Here is a 17,297-nt window from a genome sequence, read left to right on the forward strand (position 1 = left end):
TTACAAGTTGATTACATTCGTACAGTCCGATTACTTTCCTGTGATTGACGACCACAATATTTTAACTAGACTGAGAGTTGTAACAAAACATGTAATCAACATTCATTTGGTTCATTATCTCAAAAGGGGCATAACCATGAAAAAATTAGCAATTGCATCAGCACTTTTATCTGCACTTGCAGTAACCGGAACTGCTCATGCTTATCAAGCTGAAGTTGGTGGTTCTTATAATTATCTTGATCCAGATCACGGCAACAGCGTAAACAAATTTGGTGTCGATGGAACTTATTATTTCAATCCAGTTCAGACCCGTAATGCGCCACTTGCAGAAGCAGCTTTCTTAAATCGTGCAAGTAATGTTGACGCACATGTGAACTATGGTGATAACAGTGGTACTAAAGATACACAATATGGTGTAGGCATCGAATACTACGTTCCAAACTCTGATTTCTACCTCAGCGGTGATGTAGGAAAACAGGAACGTGAAATTGACAAAATCAATTATGACCAAAAATTAACTACATATGCTGCTGAAGTTGGTTATTTGCCAGCTCCAGGTTTATTACTTGCTTTAGGTGTGAAAGGTTACGACGAGAAAAATGGTAAAGACGGTGCTGATCCAACTGTCCGTGCTAAATATGTCACTCAAGTTGGTGGGAAAGATGTCAACTTAGAAGCGTATGGCGCATTTGGTGATTTAGATGAATACCGTGTGAAAGGTGACTACTACCTTGATAAAACTTTAAGCGTAGGTGCTGATTACTACAACAACGACCTGACTGATAAAGATGAATGGGGTATTAATGCCAAGAAATTCTTAAATCAGCAAGTGAGTGTTGAAGGCCGTATTGGTTTCGGCGATAACGATAAAAACTACGGTGTTCGCGCCGCTTATCGTTTCTAATTTCCACCAGAAATAAAAAAGATCCGCTCTTCTGAGCGGATTTTTTATTGCTTTAAATGCACAATATGCAGTTGCAAACTGGTGTTTCCATTAAAAACATTACGCTCTAAGGTATAAACTAAATCAACATAGTCAAGTGCAGGGTCAAACTTAAAACGATCAATTGCATTAAAAGCAATTGCATCAATCGACTGTGTACCAAGTGAAAGTTTTAACTTGAGATGCTGATCTTTAAGCCAGCGATAATCCATCACTTTAAATCTCCCCTCAAATTGAGGAATTGGAAATTTTTGTCCCCAAGGACCTAGCCGATCAATCCAGTCTAGCGTTTCAAGATGTAAAGTAGCATCAGTTAACTCACCATCTGTCCATAGAGTCGCTTGGAATAAATTTTCATCCATTTCAGCAATTGATTGAATAAAAACTGTTTTAAATTCATCAAAATTGTCTTTTTTTAAGGTCAAACCTGCTGCTGCGGCATGACCACCAAAATGGCTGACTAAATGTGGGTATTGTTCTGCGACTTGCTCAATAGTATCGCGAATATGAATACCTTCAATCGAACGTGCAGAGCCTTTAATATGTATCCCATCTTCATCAGGAGCAAATACTAAACTTGGTCGGTGAAACTGTTCCTTTAGACGCCCAGCTACAATCCCAATTACCCCTTGATGCCACTGTTCATCAAACATCACCAATGCGGCAGGTAAAGAATCTGCTTGTAGCTGTACATGCTGTAATGCACTGATCGCTTGCTGTTTCATCTCAGCTTCAACTTGACGACGTTCTAGATTCAGTTGATTGAGCTGCTGTGCAATTGGATAGGCTGTTGCTAAATCTGGAGCCAATAAACACTCAATGCCAATTCGCATGCTCTCCATACGACCAGCCGCATTAATTCGAGGGCCGATCACGAAACCTAAATCTTGAGCGCGTAAACTTGCGGCGTCTCGTTTTGCAATATCTAATAATGCTAAAATTCCTGCACGACATTGATATTGCTGAATTCGTTTTAAGCCAGCATCCACTAAAATACGGTTATTATAATCAAGCGATGCAACATCAGCATAAGTTCCCAACGCAACCAAATCTAAATACTGAGTGACTTTACTGGTACTTTTTCCCTGCTGAGAGCGGTAACTGGCTAATTTTGCTAGTACATAAAAGGCAACGCCAACACCTGCCAGTGCTTTACTTGGAAAAATGCAACCCAGTTGATTCGGATTAACCACTGCTTCAGCATTTGGCGTAGGTTTCGTCGTCAAATGATGATCGGTAATGATGACCTGCATACCCAAAGCTTGAGCAGTCTCCACCCCTGCATGACTCGATATACCATTGTCCACGGTAATCAAAAGATCAGGTTGATAGCTTTGCTTTGCGAGCTCAGCAATTTTAGGGGTTAAGCCATAACCATACTTAAAGCGATCAGGCACTAAATATTCAACGTTCGCCCCCATTTCTTTAAGAACTAAGATCATGAGTGCAGTACTGGTCGCACCATCCGCATCATAGTCACCAACAATCACGATCTGTTTTTTTTGATCAATCGCTTGATCAATTAATTCAACGGCTTGATCTAATCCTTTGAGATCAGGTGGCAATAAATGCTTGAGTTTTAGCTCAAGCTCTTGTTCCGATTGTACTCCACGTCTCGCCAATATCTCAGCAATAAACGTAGGCACGCCCTGAAATTGTTCAGGGCGTGTAATTAATGGTCTTTGTTGAATTTGAATCATGGTCATTTATGGCATCAAGCGTTGAATAATCCAAAGTCCATTTTGTTTTTCATAACTTAAACGATCATGTAAACGATTTGGTCGTCCTTGCCAGAATTCATAATAATCAGCATCTAAGCGATACCCCCCCCAAAATTCGGGTTTATCCAACTCAGCTTCATGTACTTGGTTTTGTAAGTTTTGAAAACGTTGTTGTAATAACTCACGGCTTTCAATGACACCACTTTGTGGCGTACTAATATGTGCTGCAATCTGACTATCACGTGGACGTTTATGGTAATAATCCGTCGATTCCTGTTCTGGAATCTTGGAAACCTGACCACCAATACGTACCTGACGCTCTAAACTCGGCCAGTAAAATAAAAGTTCAGCATAAGGATTTTCCGCAAGGTCTAATCCTTTTTGACTATCATAATTGGTGTAAAAATCATAACCAGCTTCTGTCGCACCACGTAACAAAACGGTTCGGACGTGTGGGCGACCTTGAGTATTTGCTGTCGCCAAAGACATCGCATACGGTTCATGTAATTGAGCAGTGAGTGCATGATTGAACCAATTCAAGAATTGCTCATGGGGATTTACACTCATCTGGGATTCGTGTAACTCACCTTGTTCATAACTTAAACGAAGTTCACTCAGGTCTTTAATGACATCATTCATTATTACTCTCCTTTAAGCAGCTTGAGCGTGAGCTCTGACTGCATCGGCTAAATGATTTGCGATGGCATCCACTTCCTGCTGTTGATCTCCTTCTACCATAACTCGAATCACAGGTTCAGTACCTGATTTACGAATCAAAATACGTCCACGCCCAGTCAATTCTTGTTCAGCTTTTTCAAATTCAGCAACAAGAGCAGGAACAGCATATGGATCAATCATATGCTGTAAACGAACATTGATTAACACCTGTGGAAATAATTCAAAGTCTGCAACTAATTCATGTAATGCTTTGGCTTGCTCAACCATCACCGTTAACACTTGTAATGCCGCAATAATCGCATCACCTGTTGTACTCTTATCCAAAGTCAAAATATGACCTGAAGGCTCACCACCAATTGACCAATTATTTTCTTCAAGTGATTGTAATACATAGCGATCGCCAACTTTAGCACGAACAAAACCAACGTTCGCTTTTGCTAATGCCAACTCAAGCGCCATATTACTCATGACTGTTCCAACAATACCCGCTGGTTTATTTTTAACCTGAGTAGCAAGGATATACAGGATATGGTCACCATCAACCAATTGACCATTTTTATCCACCATAACGACACGATCTGCATCACCATCAAACGCAATACCTAAATCGGCTTGGTGATCAACCACAGCCTTTTGTAGAAATTCAGGATGGGTTGATCCACAATTTTCATTGATATTTAAACCATCTGGTTCATTAAAAAGCGGGATTACTTTTGCACCTAGCTCTCTAAAAACTGAAGGACCAACGCTATATGCTGCGCCGTTAGCACAATCCACTACAATTTTGAGATTACTAAGATCGAAGTGGTATGGAAATGTTGATTTACAGAATTCGATGTATCGGCCATTGGCATCTTTGACACGAACACTTTTACCTAGGTTAGCCGTATCATCAATCACTAAATCTTTTTCTAATTCTTGATTGATCTCATTTTGTAAGGCATCTGGGAGTTTTTTACCTTCACCTGAGAAAAATTTAATCCCATTATCAAAGTAAGGGTTATGTGATGCTGAAATCACAATACCTGCATGTGCATGTAAAGCACGTGTTAAATGCGCTATAGCAGGCGTTGGTAATGGTCCCAACAAATGTACATACACACCTGCTGCATTTAAACCTGCTTGAAGAGCTGCTTCTAGAATATAACCTGATAAACGCGTATCTTTACCCATAACCACAATTGGTTTGTTTTTGGGACTATTTCTTTTTAATACTTTTCCTGCTGCAAACCCTAATTTTAATGCAAATTCAGGGGTAATCGGCATTTGTCCAAATTTGCCACGAATTCCATCAGTTCCAAAATAGCTCATTCTTTACTCGCTTTCTTATCTTTATATGACGTATCGTCATACCATTTTTCATCTGTTTTACTTTACACCAAAACAAAAAAACCGTCAGTGGACTGACGGTTTTTTTATTGCCAAAATTACTAAAGATCAACCTACACGATAGTTTGGTGCTTCTTTAGTGATCGTGACATCATGAACATGTGATTCAGACATGCCTGCTGAAGTAATTTTCACAAATTTCGCATTTTGACGAAGATCTTCAATCACAGATGAACCTGTATAGCCCATAGAAGAACGCAAACCACCCATCATTTGATGGATGATATTGCCCATTGGACCTTTGTATGGAACACGACCTTCGATACCTTCTGGAACCAACTTTTCAGCACCTGCTTTAGAGTCTTGGAAATAACGGTCAGCAGAACCTGTTGCCCCTGCCATCGCGCCCAATGAACCCATACCACGATACGCTTTATAGTAACGACCTTGGAAAAATTCAACTTCACCTGGCGCTTCTTCAGTACCAGCAAGGAGTGAACCGACCATGATCGTGCTCGCACCTGCGCCAATCGCTTTCGCCATATCGCCAGAGAAACGAATACCACCATCTGCGATCAATGGAATTTGATCTTTTAGTGCATTGGCAACGCTATCAATTGCCGAAATTTGTGGCATACCGATACCTGCCACAATACGTGTCGTACAGATCGAACCAGGACCAATACCCACTTTAACTGCATCTGCACCTGCATCTAATAATGCTAAAGCTGCATCACCTGTTGCAATGTTTCCACCAATCACTTGAACTTGAGGATAATTTGTTTTTACCCAACGTACACGTTCAATCACACCCGCTGAGTGACCGTGTGCCGTATCTACGACAATCACATCTACACCCGCATCGACCAATGCTTCCACGCGGCTTGGTGTTTCTACACCTGTACCAACTGCGGCACCAACACGTAAACGACCAAGGTCATCTTTACAGCTGCTTGGATAACTTTCCGCTTTACGGAAGTCAGTGACTGTAATTAAACCTTTGAGTTCATTGTGTTCACCAACAACTAGAACTTTTTCAATACGATGCTTTTGTAGCAATGCTTGAATATTTTCTTTCGACTCACCTTCACGAACAGTCACTAAACGGTCTTGACCCGTCATAATGTTGCTTACTGGTTGTTCAAGATTGGTTTCAAAACGAGTATCACGACCTGTGACAATACCCACAACTTTGCCATCTTTTACAACAGGTACACCGCTAATATTATTAGCTTGGGTAATTGCAATAAGTTCACGTACTGTCGTTTCAGGCGTTACTGTGATTGGGTCTTTCACCATCCCAGCTTCGAATTTTTTTACACGGCGTACTTCCGCGGCTTGTGCAGCGATATCCATGTTTTTATGCAAAATACCAATACCACCATTTTGCGCCATTGCAATCGCCATACGAGACTCAGTCACGGTATCCATTGCAGCAGAAACGAGAGGGATATTAAGTTGAATTCCGCGAGTTAAACGTGTCTTTAAGGAGACATCTTTTGGGAGAACAGTTGAGTAGGCAGGAAGTAATAAGACATCATCGAAGGTTAACGCTTCTTGAACGATGGTCAGCATAACAATCTCACTGGTAATTTCCGTGAGCTATTATAAACAAATTTCGATGTGATTTTCATTTTCTATGATGAAAATAATTTTATAAGTCGCTAGAGTATGTTTTACACAACATAGGTTCTATGTACGTCGGTAAAATTACTCTAACGAACTCGACCAAAATAATGACTGCTTTTGATTAGATCCCATGACAAGCTATCAGATGATTTATATACTCGGTTTGCTGTGCTGATATCGCTCAATATCATCACTTTTCCAAAGTGAAGTCCCTTCACTGATTCACTCATCAGGGTTTACCCAAGTTGATTGCCTATAATTTCAATTTAAGCAGGGCAACTAAAAACATATTCATTCATTAAATCTACGCCGCACTCTAGTTGCTCAATCCAATCCAAAAATTGCTTGATCATCTCTTTACCGATAAATGCAGTCCCGTGTTGCGGCACGATCATATCAATATCCATTTGACGAACCATATTGACCCACAAACGAATGACTTTATTGGAACACATATAACGTTGATGAAAGCCTTTCATCTTTTTAATATGCGCATCAAAATCGGTAATAGGCTGACTTGCATCATCCACTATAGATGCGCCCATATCGCCTGAAAATAGAATCTTGGCCGTTGGATCGTAGAACTGGAAATTACCCACCGAATGCAAAAAGTGAGCAGGAATCGCTACGATTGCTGATTCACCTAAAGGAATCACTTGTCCCGTATCGGCAAGCTCAATTAAGCGGTCTTCCCAATTCCCTTTCATTCGATCACTCATAAATGCTGAGTTTAAATGCGGTAAAAAGCGTGCCCATAATTTAGACGCCACTACTTTCGCATCGGTATAAACTAACCAACGCGGCATCGAAGTAATAATATCGGGATCTTGATGGGATGCCATCACATAATCCAAATTTTTCAATTTGGTATATCGATTCAGCTCCATTGTTAAAGGAACATACGTCAGATCACCACCTGGATCTAGAACCGCTGCACGATCGTGATCAATAATTAAAAATTGATTGGCTTGAATGCCTTCACCTTTGACTAAACTGGTAAAACTAATGCATTTATGCGTACCATTATCAAATAGTATTTGCGATGTAGTCCGCTCAAAACTCATATCAACCCCATAAAAATTCTTTAAATATGAAATATTTTAATTCCTTAATAAAATAATGGGATTTTATTATTGTTTCAATCAAATATTGTACTTTTATCATAATTTATAAAAAAAGATCCATGCATAAATGATGGATCTTTTTTGCGATTTAAATTTAATTAGAAGAAATAATGCTGTACCAAGGTTGAAATACCAACGACTAAGAAAATGGCAGCACCAATTTTATGAATAAGTGAAATTGGTAACTTATCAGCTAACTTATCGCCGATAAATACTGCTGGTGCATTCGCTAACATCATGCCAAGCGTTGTACCACACATGACCCAAAAAATACTGTCAAAACGTGCAGCTAAAGCAACTGTAGCAATTTGGGTTTTATCACCAATTTCAGCCAAGAAAAATAGAATAAAAGTTGCACCAAATACGCCGAATTTTTGCCATTTATTAATGCTTTCAGTTTCATCCCCTAATTCATCAGGAATGAGCATCCAAACAGCCATACCGATAAAACCAAGTGCCAAAATCCATAATAGAATTTCAGGACTCAGGACGGTTGTAATCCATTGACCTAATACTGCAGAGATACCATGATTAATCGTAGTAGCCAGTAAAATTGCAATTAAAATCGGAACAGGTTTACGGAAACGTGCGGCGAGTAATAATGCCAACAATTGCGTTTTATCGCCCATTTCAGCAAGGGCAACAATTGATGTGGAGATGAGGAATTCATACATATTTGAATGCTCTGGCTAGCAAAATATACCGATGATCTACCCCTCCTGCTAGCCAAAATCAAATAGATTGATGCAGAGTGGTAAATCAAAGGTCTTGCCAACAAAAGCGCAGCTAAACAGCTGTTTTTGGTTCTTTGCTATGATGACCATGTTCTGTTGAACAATTATGTTGACCATCACCTCTTTACTTTGCGTAAAGAGCGGCTACTCCCCAATGAAGTGTTATTAGTTTATCAAACTCTTTAATTTTTTTAAATCACTATGCCCAAAATTTTTGGTAACCCCAAATCAGTAAACGAGCAACCCCCAATAACAAAGCTAAATTCACACTCAAACCAAAAAAACCAAAAATCCCCCAACCACTTGCACCACCAACATTTTGGGCTTGATATTCCATGCTAACCACAATTGTTGCAGCTAACACTTCCAAACCCATGACGATGTACATCACCCAATCTGATGCAAAATGTAGAAAATTGACCCACAAGCCCATTAATACAAAAATAATAAGTAATATCGGTAATACAACTCGATAAATGATTAACATCCTTGCTCCTTATTCCAAATAAATACTTCTTTCAACTATATTAATTTTAGACAAAAGCTTGCGTAAATAAAGTCGATTTTTTAATGCTATAAATAGAAAACCTCGCATATGCGAGGTTTCCATCGTTTAAAAGCACTAAAGCAATAAGCTACGAATATCTTTTAAAAGCTTGGTCAACTTATTGGTAAAACGTGCAGCATCAGCACCATTAATCACACGGTGATCATAAGACAATGACAATGGCAACATTAAGCGCGGATCAAAGTCTTTACCATTCCATACAGGTTGCATGGTTGCTGGTGAAATACCCAAAATCGCGACTTGCGGCCAATTCACCAATGGTGTAAAGGCTGTTCCACCAATACTACCTAAGCTGGTAATGGTAAAATTGGCACCTTGTAGATCTTTCGGTGACAATTTACGATCACGGGCTTTTTGGCTGAGCTCAGCCAATTCAGCTGCAATTTGCTTAATCGACTTTTGATCAGGATTACGCAATACAGGAACGGTTAAACCATCTGGTGTTGCCACCGCGATTCCCATATGGATTTCGTTACGTAACAATACCGATTTTTGATCATCCGCCAAATGCCCAGCAAAATACGGCTCTTCTTTTAACAAGTGCGCAACCGCCTTAGCAATAAAGGCCAAGATGGTTAAGCTCAAACCTTGCTTTTTAAAGCCATCTTTCAGTTCACCGCGCCATGCTTCAAGCTCGGTAATATCCGCCAAGTCAAACTGCGTCACTTGCGGAATGAAATTGTTCAATGACAATTGCGGTACAGACACTTGCTGTAAACGCGTCATTGTTTTCACTTCACCGCCACCAAATGCACTAAAGTCTGGTAACTTCGGTAAGCCTGAAGCCACTGCTGCCGCTTGTGGTACAGCGGTGGGTTGTGGTGCGGTCAGACGTGTTTTCACATAGGCAAAGACATCGTCTTTCATCACACGACCATGTTCACCTGATGCTTTCACCTGTCCAAGAACCACACCTAACTCACGTGCCAGTTTACGCACGGCTGGACCCGCATAGACTTTCGCATTGTCAGCTTCTTGCTGTTTAGTCAACTTCTCAGCTTGTGCAGGTTCACTTGGTGCTACTGCCTGTGGTTTTGCTGGTGCAGGTTGAGTAGCAGCTGGTTGAGCTTTTGGTGCAGATGCTGGTGCACCGGCCTGACCACTGACCTCAATCGTAGCCAAAGCCACGCCTTGACGCACTTCTTGATTGGCAGAGACATGGATCGCTTTCACAATCCCTGCTACTGAACTTGGCACTTCAACCGAAGCCTTATCTGACTCAACCACGCATAAGCTTTGTTGAGCTTCAACGCGATCACCAACATTGACCAGAATTTCTGAAACCAATGCTTTTTCTACACCTAGATCAGGTACTTCAATTTCAACATTACCTGTTGATATATTGCTTGCGACTGATACTTCTGTAGTTGCGACTGGCGCTTCTGGTTGAGCTGGAGCTGCTTGTGGTTCTGGTGCAGCAGCCGAACTTGCAGTCTTGACCTGAATCAATACCACCCCTTCTTTAACACTATCACCTTCTTTGATTTGAATGGCTTCAACCACACCCGCAACCGAGCTTGGTACTTCTACAGTCGCTTTGTCCGATTCAACCACAACAATACTTTGTTCTGCATCAATTTCATCCCCAACTTTCACAAGGACTTCAGCAACCAATGCTTTTTCAACACCAATATCTGGAACTTTTACATCCACAGTCTGGCTTGCTGTCGCTGTTGGAGCAGCAGCGGGCTGTTCTTTTGTTTCAGCTTCGACAGGTTTTGCTTCTGCTTTTGGCGTCTCAAGCGTTGGCGCTTCAGCAACATTGCTTTCAGTTGCTTTAGATTCTTGCTCAAGTTCAACCAAAGCAACCCCTTCGGACACTTCATCACCTTGTTGAACTAAAATACTTTTCACAATACCTGCTGCAGTACTTGGAACTTCAACGGTTGCTTTATCGGACTCTAAAACCAAAATGCTATCGTCAACAGCAACATGGTCGCCGACTTTCACCAAAATTTCTGCAACCAGTGCTTTATCTACGCCAATATCAGGTGCTTGGATTTGCATAATTATTTCCCCTCACCTGTTTGTGTTTCATTGTATTCAGCAACTGCCTGAACTTCCGGATGCGCTTGTGGAGCCCATGCCACTGGACGATCCGTATCTAACTCAAAATTAGAAATTGCATCTTTGACTAAACGATTTTCAACTTCACCTTCATCCGCTAATTTTTTCAATGTCGCAACCACGATATGCGCAGCATCAACACCAAAGAAACTACGTAAGTTCGCGCGTGTATCTGAACGGCCGTAACCATCTGTACCTAATGCAACAAATGGACGACCATCCGGAAGATATGCACGAATTTGCTCGCTATACGCACGCATATGATCTGTGGCAGAAACGACAATACCTTCAGTACCACGTAACTGTTTAGATACCCAAGATTCTTTCACTTCTTCAGCAAGCGCAAGCGGGTGTAGGCGGTTATATTCTTCACATGCCATCCCATCACGTGACAACTCATTGAAGCTCGTTACACTCCAAACATTTGAGTGGATTTGATATTCATCACGTAAGATTTTCGCAGCTTTGATCACCTCACGAAGAATGACACCTGAACCCATTAATTGAACAGTTGCTTTTTCATCTTTTTCGAACAAGTACATACCACGTTTAATGCCTTCCTCAGCGCCTTCTGGCATTGCAGGATGCTCGTAGTTTTCGTTCATTACGGTTAAATAATAGAACACTCGCTCTTGGTTCACATACATGCGTTGTAAACCGTCGTGTACGATCACAGCCAATTCATAACCAAAACATGGATCATAAGATACACAGTTTGGAATGGTATTCGCCAAGATATGTGAATGACCATCTTGATGCTGTAAACCTTCACCATTCAATGTAGTACGGCCAGCAGTCGCACCAAGTAAGAAACCTTGTGCCTGCGCATCACCCGCAGCCCATGCAATATCACCAATACGTTGGAAACCAAACATTGAGTAGTACATGTACATTGGAATCATCGGCAAGTTATTGGTTGAATAACTGGTTGCCAACGCAGCCCACGCACTCATCGCACCCGCTTCGTTAATTCCTTCTTGCAGCATGTGACCATCACTTGCTTCACGATAATGCATTAACTGTTCTTGGTCTTCTGGAGTATATTTTTGACCGTGAGCTGCATAAATACCCAGCTGACGGAACATCCCTTCTAAACCGAAAGTACGTGCTTCGTCTGGAACGATTGGCACGACGCGGTCTTTAATTGCTTTTTCTTTCAGTAATGCAGCAATTAAACGAACCATCAGCATCGTGGTCGATTGCTCTTTACCGCCAGAGCCATTTAATACAGCATCAAATACTGATAATTCAGGAATCGCTAAAGTTTCACTCTCACGACGACGTGCAGGTAGGTAACCACCTAATGCTTCACGACGCGCCTTCATATACTTCATTTCTGGAGAGTTTTCACTTGGGCGATAGAATGGAAGCTCTTCTAACTTGTCATCGGTAAATGGCAAATTAAAACGGTCACGTACATATTTCAAAGAGTCGATCTGCATTTTCTTGATTTGGTGGGTTTTGTTCACCGCTTCAATTTCTTCAGACAAACCGTAACCTTTAACCGTTTTCGCAAGAATAACGGTGGGTTGACCTTTGGCTTTCATTGCTTCTGCATAAGCAGCAAAAACTTTGTACGGGTCATGACCACCACGGTTAAGATTATCGATGTCTTCATCGCTCAAATCTTTGACCAGTTCCGCAGCTTCAGGGTACTTGCCAAAGAATTTCTCACGGGTATATGCACCACCTTTCACTTGATAGCGTTGGTACTCACCATCAACTGTTTCTTCCATGACCGCTTTTAAAGCGCCAGAAGCGTCTTGTGCAAGCAATGGGTCCCAATGACGACCCCAAACCACCTTAATCACACGCCAACCTGCACCACGGAACAATGATTCAAGCTCTTGGATGATCTTACCATTACCACGTACTGGGCCATCCAGACGCTGTAAGTTACAGTTCACCACCCAAATCAGGTTATCTAGCTTTTCACGACCAGCAAGTGAAATTGCACCCGTACTTTCTGGCTCATCCATCTCACCATCGCCCAGATATGCCCAGACTTTACGATTTTCTTCTTTAATCAAACCACGATTCATCAAGTACTTTTGAATGTGTGCTTGGTAAATCGACATAATTGGACCCAAACCCATGGACACGGTTGGGAACTGCCAATAGTCCGGCATTAAATAGGGATGTGGATAACTCGGAAGACCATTACCACCGACTTCACGGCGGAAATTATTCAATTGATCTTCAGTTAAACGTCCTTCCAAGAATGAACGTGCATAGATACCAGGGGCACAGTGACCTTGGTAATAAATCATGTCGCCGCCAAAGTTATTGCTGTTTGCGCGGAAGAAATGGTTAAAACCAACATCATATAAGGTTGCAGACGATGCGAAACTTGCAAGGTGACCACCGAGGTCATCGCCCGTTTTATTCGCACGTAATACCATTGCCAAAGCATTCCAGCGGATCAATGCGCGGATACGGCGTTCCATATCTTGGTCGCCTGGCATCGCGGGTTGTTCTTCAACAGAAATCGTATTGAGATAAGGTGTATTTAAGCGTTGGATCGGAACATGTTTTGCAATAGCCTGTTGATAAAGTTTTTCTAATAAGAATGCGGCGCGTTCCGTGCCCATATGTTGTAATACTGAATCAAATGCTTCTTGCCATTCTTGGGTTTCCTGCGCGTCTGAGTCGCCATAAAACGCCATACAATTCACCTTTTCCCTTAAGTTATTTTGACCTTATATATTTATCATGTTTTGGCGCTATGGAGGTATCGCCCCAAATGAATACAAAATCCCTTAATATTTTCTTGCTAAATAGTCATTGACTTAAATGAAACAAAAAATATAAAAAAACGCCAATTAAGGCGCTTTCTTTTAAAAATTAATATACAACTGTTAACAAATTAGCTTAAGGCAACATGGCAAGATAAGTTGTTGGATTTTTACGTTGACCATCTTTGACAACTTCAAAATGCAAATGTGGTCCTGTACAACGTCCAGTACAGCCTACATTGGCAATATGTTCGCCTGCACTAACGCGATCACCCGCATTCACCATTAAGCGTGAAGCATGTGCATAACGAGTGATATAACCGTTGCCATGATCGATTTCAACATATTGACCATAACCTGACCCCCAACCTGATTTGGTTACAACACCAGAACCCGTTGAATAAATAGGTGTACCTGATGGTGCTGCTAAATCAACACCCGAATGATGACGTGTCGTTCCTAATAAGGTGCGATTGCCCCATGTTGAACTTACCCGTCCTTCTTGAAGTGGATGATTAACTAACCACGAATAACCTGTATTTGCTGAAAAAGATGGTGCATTATCTTCGGCAGTCGATGAAATCGCTGAACGACCATATTTTCTTTCGATCGTAGCATTATTCAATTCAATGGTTTTTTCGCGCAATTTAACTGATACATTCGATACGGCAGGCAAATCAATATCATCAGGATGGCTATAAGAACCTTGTGCTAAGGTTTTAGATAATTGCTCTAGGCGGTCACCATCTGTTGCTTGACCAATATTTTGATAATCTGCAAAAGCAACCGAAGCGGCTGAAGCAGCGAGTGAGAATGCAAGTAAAATACGACGCGTATGCATAAAAAACCTCTTGAAACCGTCCTTAAATAGTTCCTTTATCATCTCTTCCTTGATAACAGTTAAAATGAACGCTTAAGATGAGCAGATAACCTCGAAGGAAGTTAACATGTCTGAACCTAGCAACGTTTTTCAACAGAAAGGACAACACATAAAAACTGGAAACTTAACGTTTCTGACTACGCAAGTGACTCAATGGAAACAACTTACGAAAATTATTCAACCTATACTGCCCCAACCAGAGCAATGGCAGGTTGTTTGTTATCAACATGGAGTTCTGATCATAACTGGTGAAAATCAAGCGATGATTAGTCAACTCAGCTATTTACAAAGCAACTATGTTGCGCAGTTAGCTCAATTAGAAGGACTCAAAGACTTACGAAAAATCCAAGTTCGTCTAAGAAACAAAATGAATGTTCCTCGTGAACCTTCTCCCCCATCTAAAACACTTTCTTCAGAAACCCAAGAGCAGTTACGCAGCGCCGCTGAATATGTGAGCGACCCTAAGCTTAGCCAAGCTTTACTACGTTTGGCAAGCAATAAAAAGTAAACCACTTATCTTAGGTATTGAAATATACACTTATTTTATGTGAACTAAATCTCAACTTTTATTGTTATAATATAACATAGTCAATAAAAGACAATGACTTATGTCACACTCACATAAGAAATCGGACAATCATTATCGTTATTAAATGTTACAATTTCATAACTACTCGGATCATTTTGAACATTGCGTAACAGCTGATTATTGAGTGCATGCCCTGATTTATAGCCATCAAACTTAGCAATTACCTGATGACCTAATAAATATAAATCACCAACAGCATCTAAAATCTTATGACGCACGAACTCATCAGCAAAGCGTAATCCCTCTTCATTAACCACACCTGTATCATCAACACCAATCGCGTTCTCTAAGCTCGCCCCTAAAGCCAGATTATTCGCCTTTAAATAATCAAGATCTTTCATAAAGCCGAAAGTTCGCGCTTCACTGACTTCGTATACAAAAGTTTCCGTTGAAAAATCAATCGACACGGATTGGTATTCTTTAGCAAATGCGGGATGATCAAAATCAATCGTAAAGTTGAGTTGAAAACCTGAATGCGGGGTGAAAATAGCACGCTTATCTTCAATGAGTGCTTCAACAGGTTTTAGAATTCTAATAAATTTCTTTGGTGCATCTTGCTCTGCTAACTCACCTTGCATGAGTAAATAAATAAATGGACCTGCACTGCCATCCATAATAGGTACTTCGGAAGCGGAGACCTCGATGATTAAATTATCAATGCCTAATCCCGCTATAGCACTCATCACATGCTCAATCGTACCGACTTTTATATCTTCTCGGACAAGATTGGAACACATAAATGCTTCTTGAATGAGTAAAGCATTCGCAGGAATTTCTACAGGAGGATTGAGGTCAATACGGCGAAAGATAATACCTCCATCAATATGGTGAGGAACAAAATTAATCAGCACCTTTTGACCACTATGCAGACCAATACCGCTCGCTTTCACCACACGCTTGAGAGTACGTTGTTTCACCATACCATGACAACTTCATTTGCAAAAACCGATATAAGTTAGCATATTTTGCCATTTTAAAAAAATAAAAAAGGGAGCAATTACTTGCCCCCTCTCTCTAAACATATGATTTTATTATTTACGCTGCTGATTTTTCAGATAGTCTTGAATACTCATTGGCGATGAACGTGGTGTAGAACTTGGCGCTGCTGTAGCAGGTACGTCTACATTTGCACGTTTACTGATCGCTGGAACATCATCTTCATCAACTGGCTGCTGAGCAACTGCTTGAACAGGTGCATGATGTGCAGTCACTGTACGTTTCTTATGTTCAACTTCAGATGCATTACGGGTCAAACCAGTCGCAATCACAGTGACACGAAGTTCATCACGTGCATCAGGATCAAATACCGTACCGTAGAAGATTTCACCTTCATCCAAATCAACAATTTGATTCACGACATCCGTAATGATTTCAGTTTCACGCAAGGTAATATCATCACCACCCGTGATATTGATCAATACACCTTTCGCATTGATAATATTCACATTATCCAATAACGGGCTACGAATCGCTTGTTCAGCAGCTTGGCGCGCACGGTCTTCACCACGACCCAAACCCGCACCCATCATAGCATAACCACGAGTACTCATGGCTGTTTTCAAGTCTGCAAAGTCTAGGTTAATATGACCACGATTTACAACCAAGTCAAAGATACTACGAACGGCATTTAATAATACGTCATCTGCCTTTTTATAGGCATCTTTCATTGAAATATCGCCATAAACGCTGAGTAAGCGTTGGTTTGGAATGATAATCAGTGAGTCAACATGAGCCTCTAATGCATCTATCCCTTTTTCAGCTGATTTTTGACGGCGACGACCTTCGAAATTAAACGGGGTCGTTACTACACCTACGGTCAAGATGCCCATTTCTTTAGCAACTTCAGCCACAACTGGCGCAGCACCTGTTCCAGTACCACCACCCATCCCCGCGGTTACGAATACCATATCCGTACCTTCAAGGTGTTGGCGAATCACTTCGCGGCTTTCTTCAGCTGCGATTTGTCCAACTTCAGGGTTTGCACCTGCACCTAATCCACGCGTACTTTGCTCACCTAATTGGATTTTAAAAGGGGCATTCATGCTATCAAGTGCCTGTTTGTCAGTATTGGCACAAACAAACTTTACACCTTGAATATCGGATTGCACCATATGTTGGACAGCATTACCACCACCACCACCAACACCAAATACTGTGAAACGGGCTTGACCGTTGCCATCGTCTAGTTCATCTTCTATAAATTCAAATGAGGCCATGACCTTTAAATTTCCTAATATATTAAGTGGCAGTCACTTCAGCCCGTTACTGCCCTGATTTTTAAAACAACCGATGTTTAGGAT

At 41.1% G+C, this 17,297-nt stretch carries 14 protein-coding genes and 1 riboswitch; of the genes, 2 read left to right on the forward strand and 12 right to left on the reverse strand.

Annotated elements, in window-relative coordinates; translation table 11 throughout:
• Positions 1–136: 136 nt before the first annotated feature.
• Positions 137–904, forward strand: coding sequence for a putative porin (locus tag O1449_RS14810; RefSeq protein WP_269238695.1), 768 nt, complete (start codon positions 137–139; stop codon positions 902–904).
• A 44-nt stretch (positions 905–948) separates the two neighbouring features.
• Here the strand turns inward: O1449_RS14810 and recJ are convergent, their stop codons facing one another.
• The 10 genes from recJ to O1449_RS14860 form a co-directional block, all read right to left on the reverse strand.
• A complete protein-coding gene (gene recJ, locus O1449_RS14815; RefSeq protein WP_269238696.1) occupies positions 949–2,649 on the reverse strand; it encodes a single-stranded-DNA-specific exonuclease RecJ in 1,701 nt (566 codons plus the stop codon).
• Positions 2,650–3,303, reverse strand: a complete 654-nt coding sequence (pdxH, locus tag O1449_RS14820; RefSeq protein ID WP_269238697.1) for a pyridoxamine 5'-phosphate oxidase — start codon at positions 3,301–3,303, stop codon at positions 2,650–2,652.
• Positions 3,304–3,315: 12 nt separating this feature from the next.
• Positions 3,316–4,653: a phosphoglucosamine mutase gene (gene glmM / locus O1449_RS14825; protein ID WP_269229355.1), complete on the reverse strand. Its 1,338-nt coding sequence runs from the start codon at positions 4,651–4,653 to the stop codon at positions 3,316–3,318.
• A gap of 126 nt (positions 4,654–4,779) precedes the next feature.
• Positions 4,780–6,246, reverse strand: coding sequence for an IMP dehydrogenase (gene guaB, locus O1449_RS14830; RefSeq protein WP_004659900.1), 1,467 nt, complete (start codon positions 6,244–6,246; stop codon positions 4,780–4,782).
• Positions 6,247–6,566: 320 nt separating this feature from the next.
• A complete protein-coding gene (locus tag O1449_RS14835) occupies positions 6,567–7,364 on the reverse strand; it encodes an MBL fold metallo-hydrolase (protein ID WP_269238698.1) in 798 nt (265 codons plus the stop codon).
• Between the two features lie 158 nt (positions 7,365–7,522).
• A complete protein-coding gene (locus O1449_RS14840) occupies positions 7,523–8,098 on the reverse strand; it encodes a TMEM165/GDT1 family protein (protein ID WP_269238699.1) in 576 nt (191 codons plus the stop codon).
• Between the two features lie 83 nt (positions 8,099–8,181).
• A riboswitch (yybP-ykoY riboswitch) is annotated at positions 8,182–8,323 on the reverse strand.
• A 34-nt stretch (positions 8,324–8,357) separates the two neighbouring features.
• Positions 8,358–8,645, reverse strand: coding sequence for a hypothetical protein (locus tag O1449_RS14845; RefSeq protein WP_269229352.1), 288 nt, complete (start codon positions 8,643–8,645; stop codon positions 8,358–8,360).
• A gap of 135 nt (positions 8,646–8,780) precedes the next feature.
• Positions 8,781–10,733 carry a 2-oxo acid dehydrogenase subunit E2 gene (locus O1449_RS14850; RefSeq protein WP_269238700.1) on the reverse strand — a complete coding sequence of 651 codons (1,953 nt, stop codon included), beginning with the start codon at positions 10,731–10,733 and terminating at the stop codon, positions 8,781–8,783.
• A gap of 2 nt (positions 10,734–10,735) precedes the next feature.
• Positions 10,736–13,459 carry a pyruvate dehydrogenase (acetyl-transferring), homodimeric type gene (gene aceE / locus O1449_RS14855; RefSeq protein WP_269238701.1) on the reverse strand — a complete coding sequence of 908 codons (2,724 nt, stop codon included), beginning with the start codon at positions 13,457–13,459 and terminating at the stop codon, positions 10,736–10,738.
• Positions 13,460–13,664: 205 nt separating this feature from the next.
• Positions 13,665–14,369 carry a M23 family metallopeptidase gene (locus O1449_RS14860; protein ID WP_005219268.1) on the reverse strand — a complete coding sequence of 235 codons (705 nt, stop codon included), beginning with the start codon at positions 14,367–14,369 and terminating at the stop codon, positions 13,665–13,667.
• 106 nt (positions 14,370–14,475) lie between these two features.
• Between O1449_RS14860 and O1449_RS14865 the strand changes: the two genes are divergently transcribed.
• Complete coding sequence (locus tag O1449_RS14865; protein ID WP_004659883.1) at positions 14,476–14,916, forward strand: hypothetical protein; 441 nt, start codon at positions 14,476–14,478, stop codon at positions 14,914–14,916.
• 98 nt (positions 14,917–15,014) lie between these two features.
• Here O1449_RS14865 and lpxC read toward each other — a convergent pair whose 3' ends face one another.
• Positions 15,015–15,917 carry a UDP-3-O-acyl-N-acetylglucosamine deacetylase gene (gene lpxC / locus O1449_RS14870; protein WP_046739818.1) on the reverse strand — a complete coding sequence of 301 codons (903 nt, stop codon included), beginning with the start codon at positions 15,915–15,917 and terminating at the stop codon, positions 15,015–15,017.
• 111 nt (positions 15,918–16,028) lie between these two features.
• Positions 16,029–17,213 (reverse strand): cell division protein FtsZ, encoded by a 1,185-nt coding sequence (ftsZ, locus tag O1449_RS14875; protein WP_269229349.1) that lies wholly within the window; start codon positions 17,211–17,213, stop codon positions 16,029–16,031.
• Positions 17,214–17,297: the final 84 nt, after the last annotated feature.

The organism is Acinetobacter sp. TR3 (genome assembly GCF_027105055.1).
Classification (GTDB): domain Bacteria; phylum Pseudomonadota; class Gammaproteobacteria; order Pseudomonadales; family Moraxellaceae; genus Acinetobacter.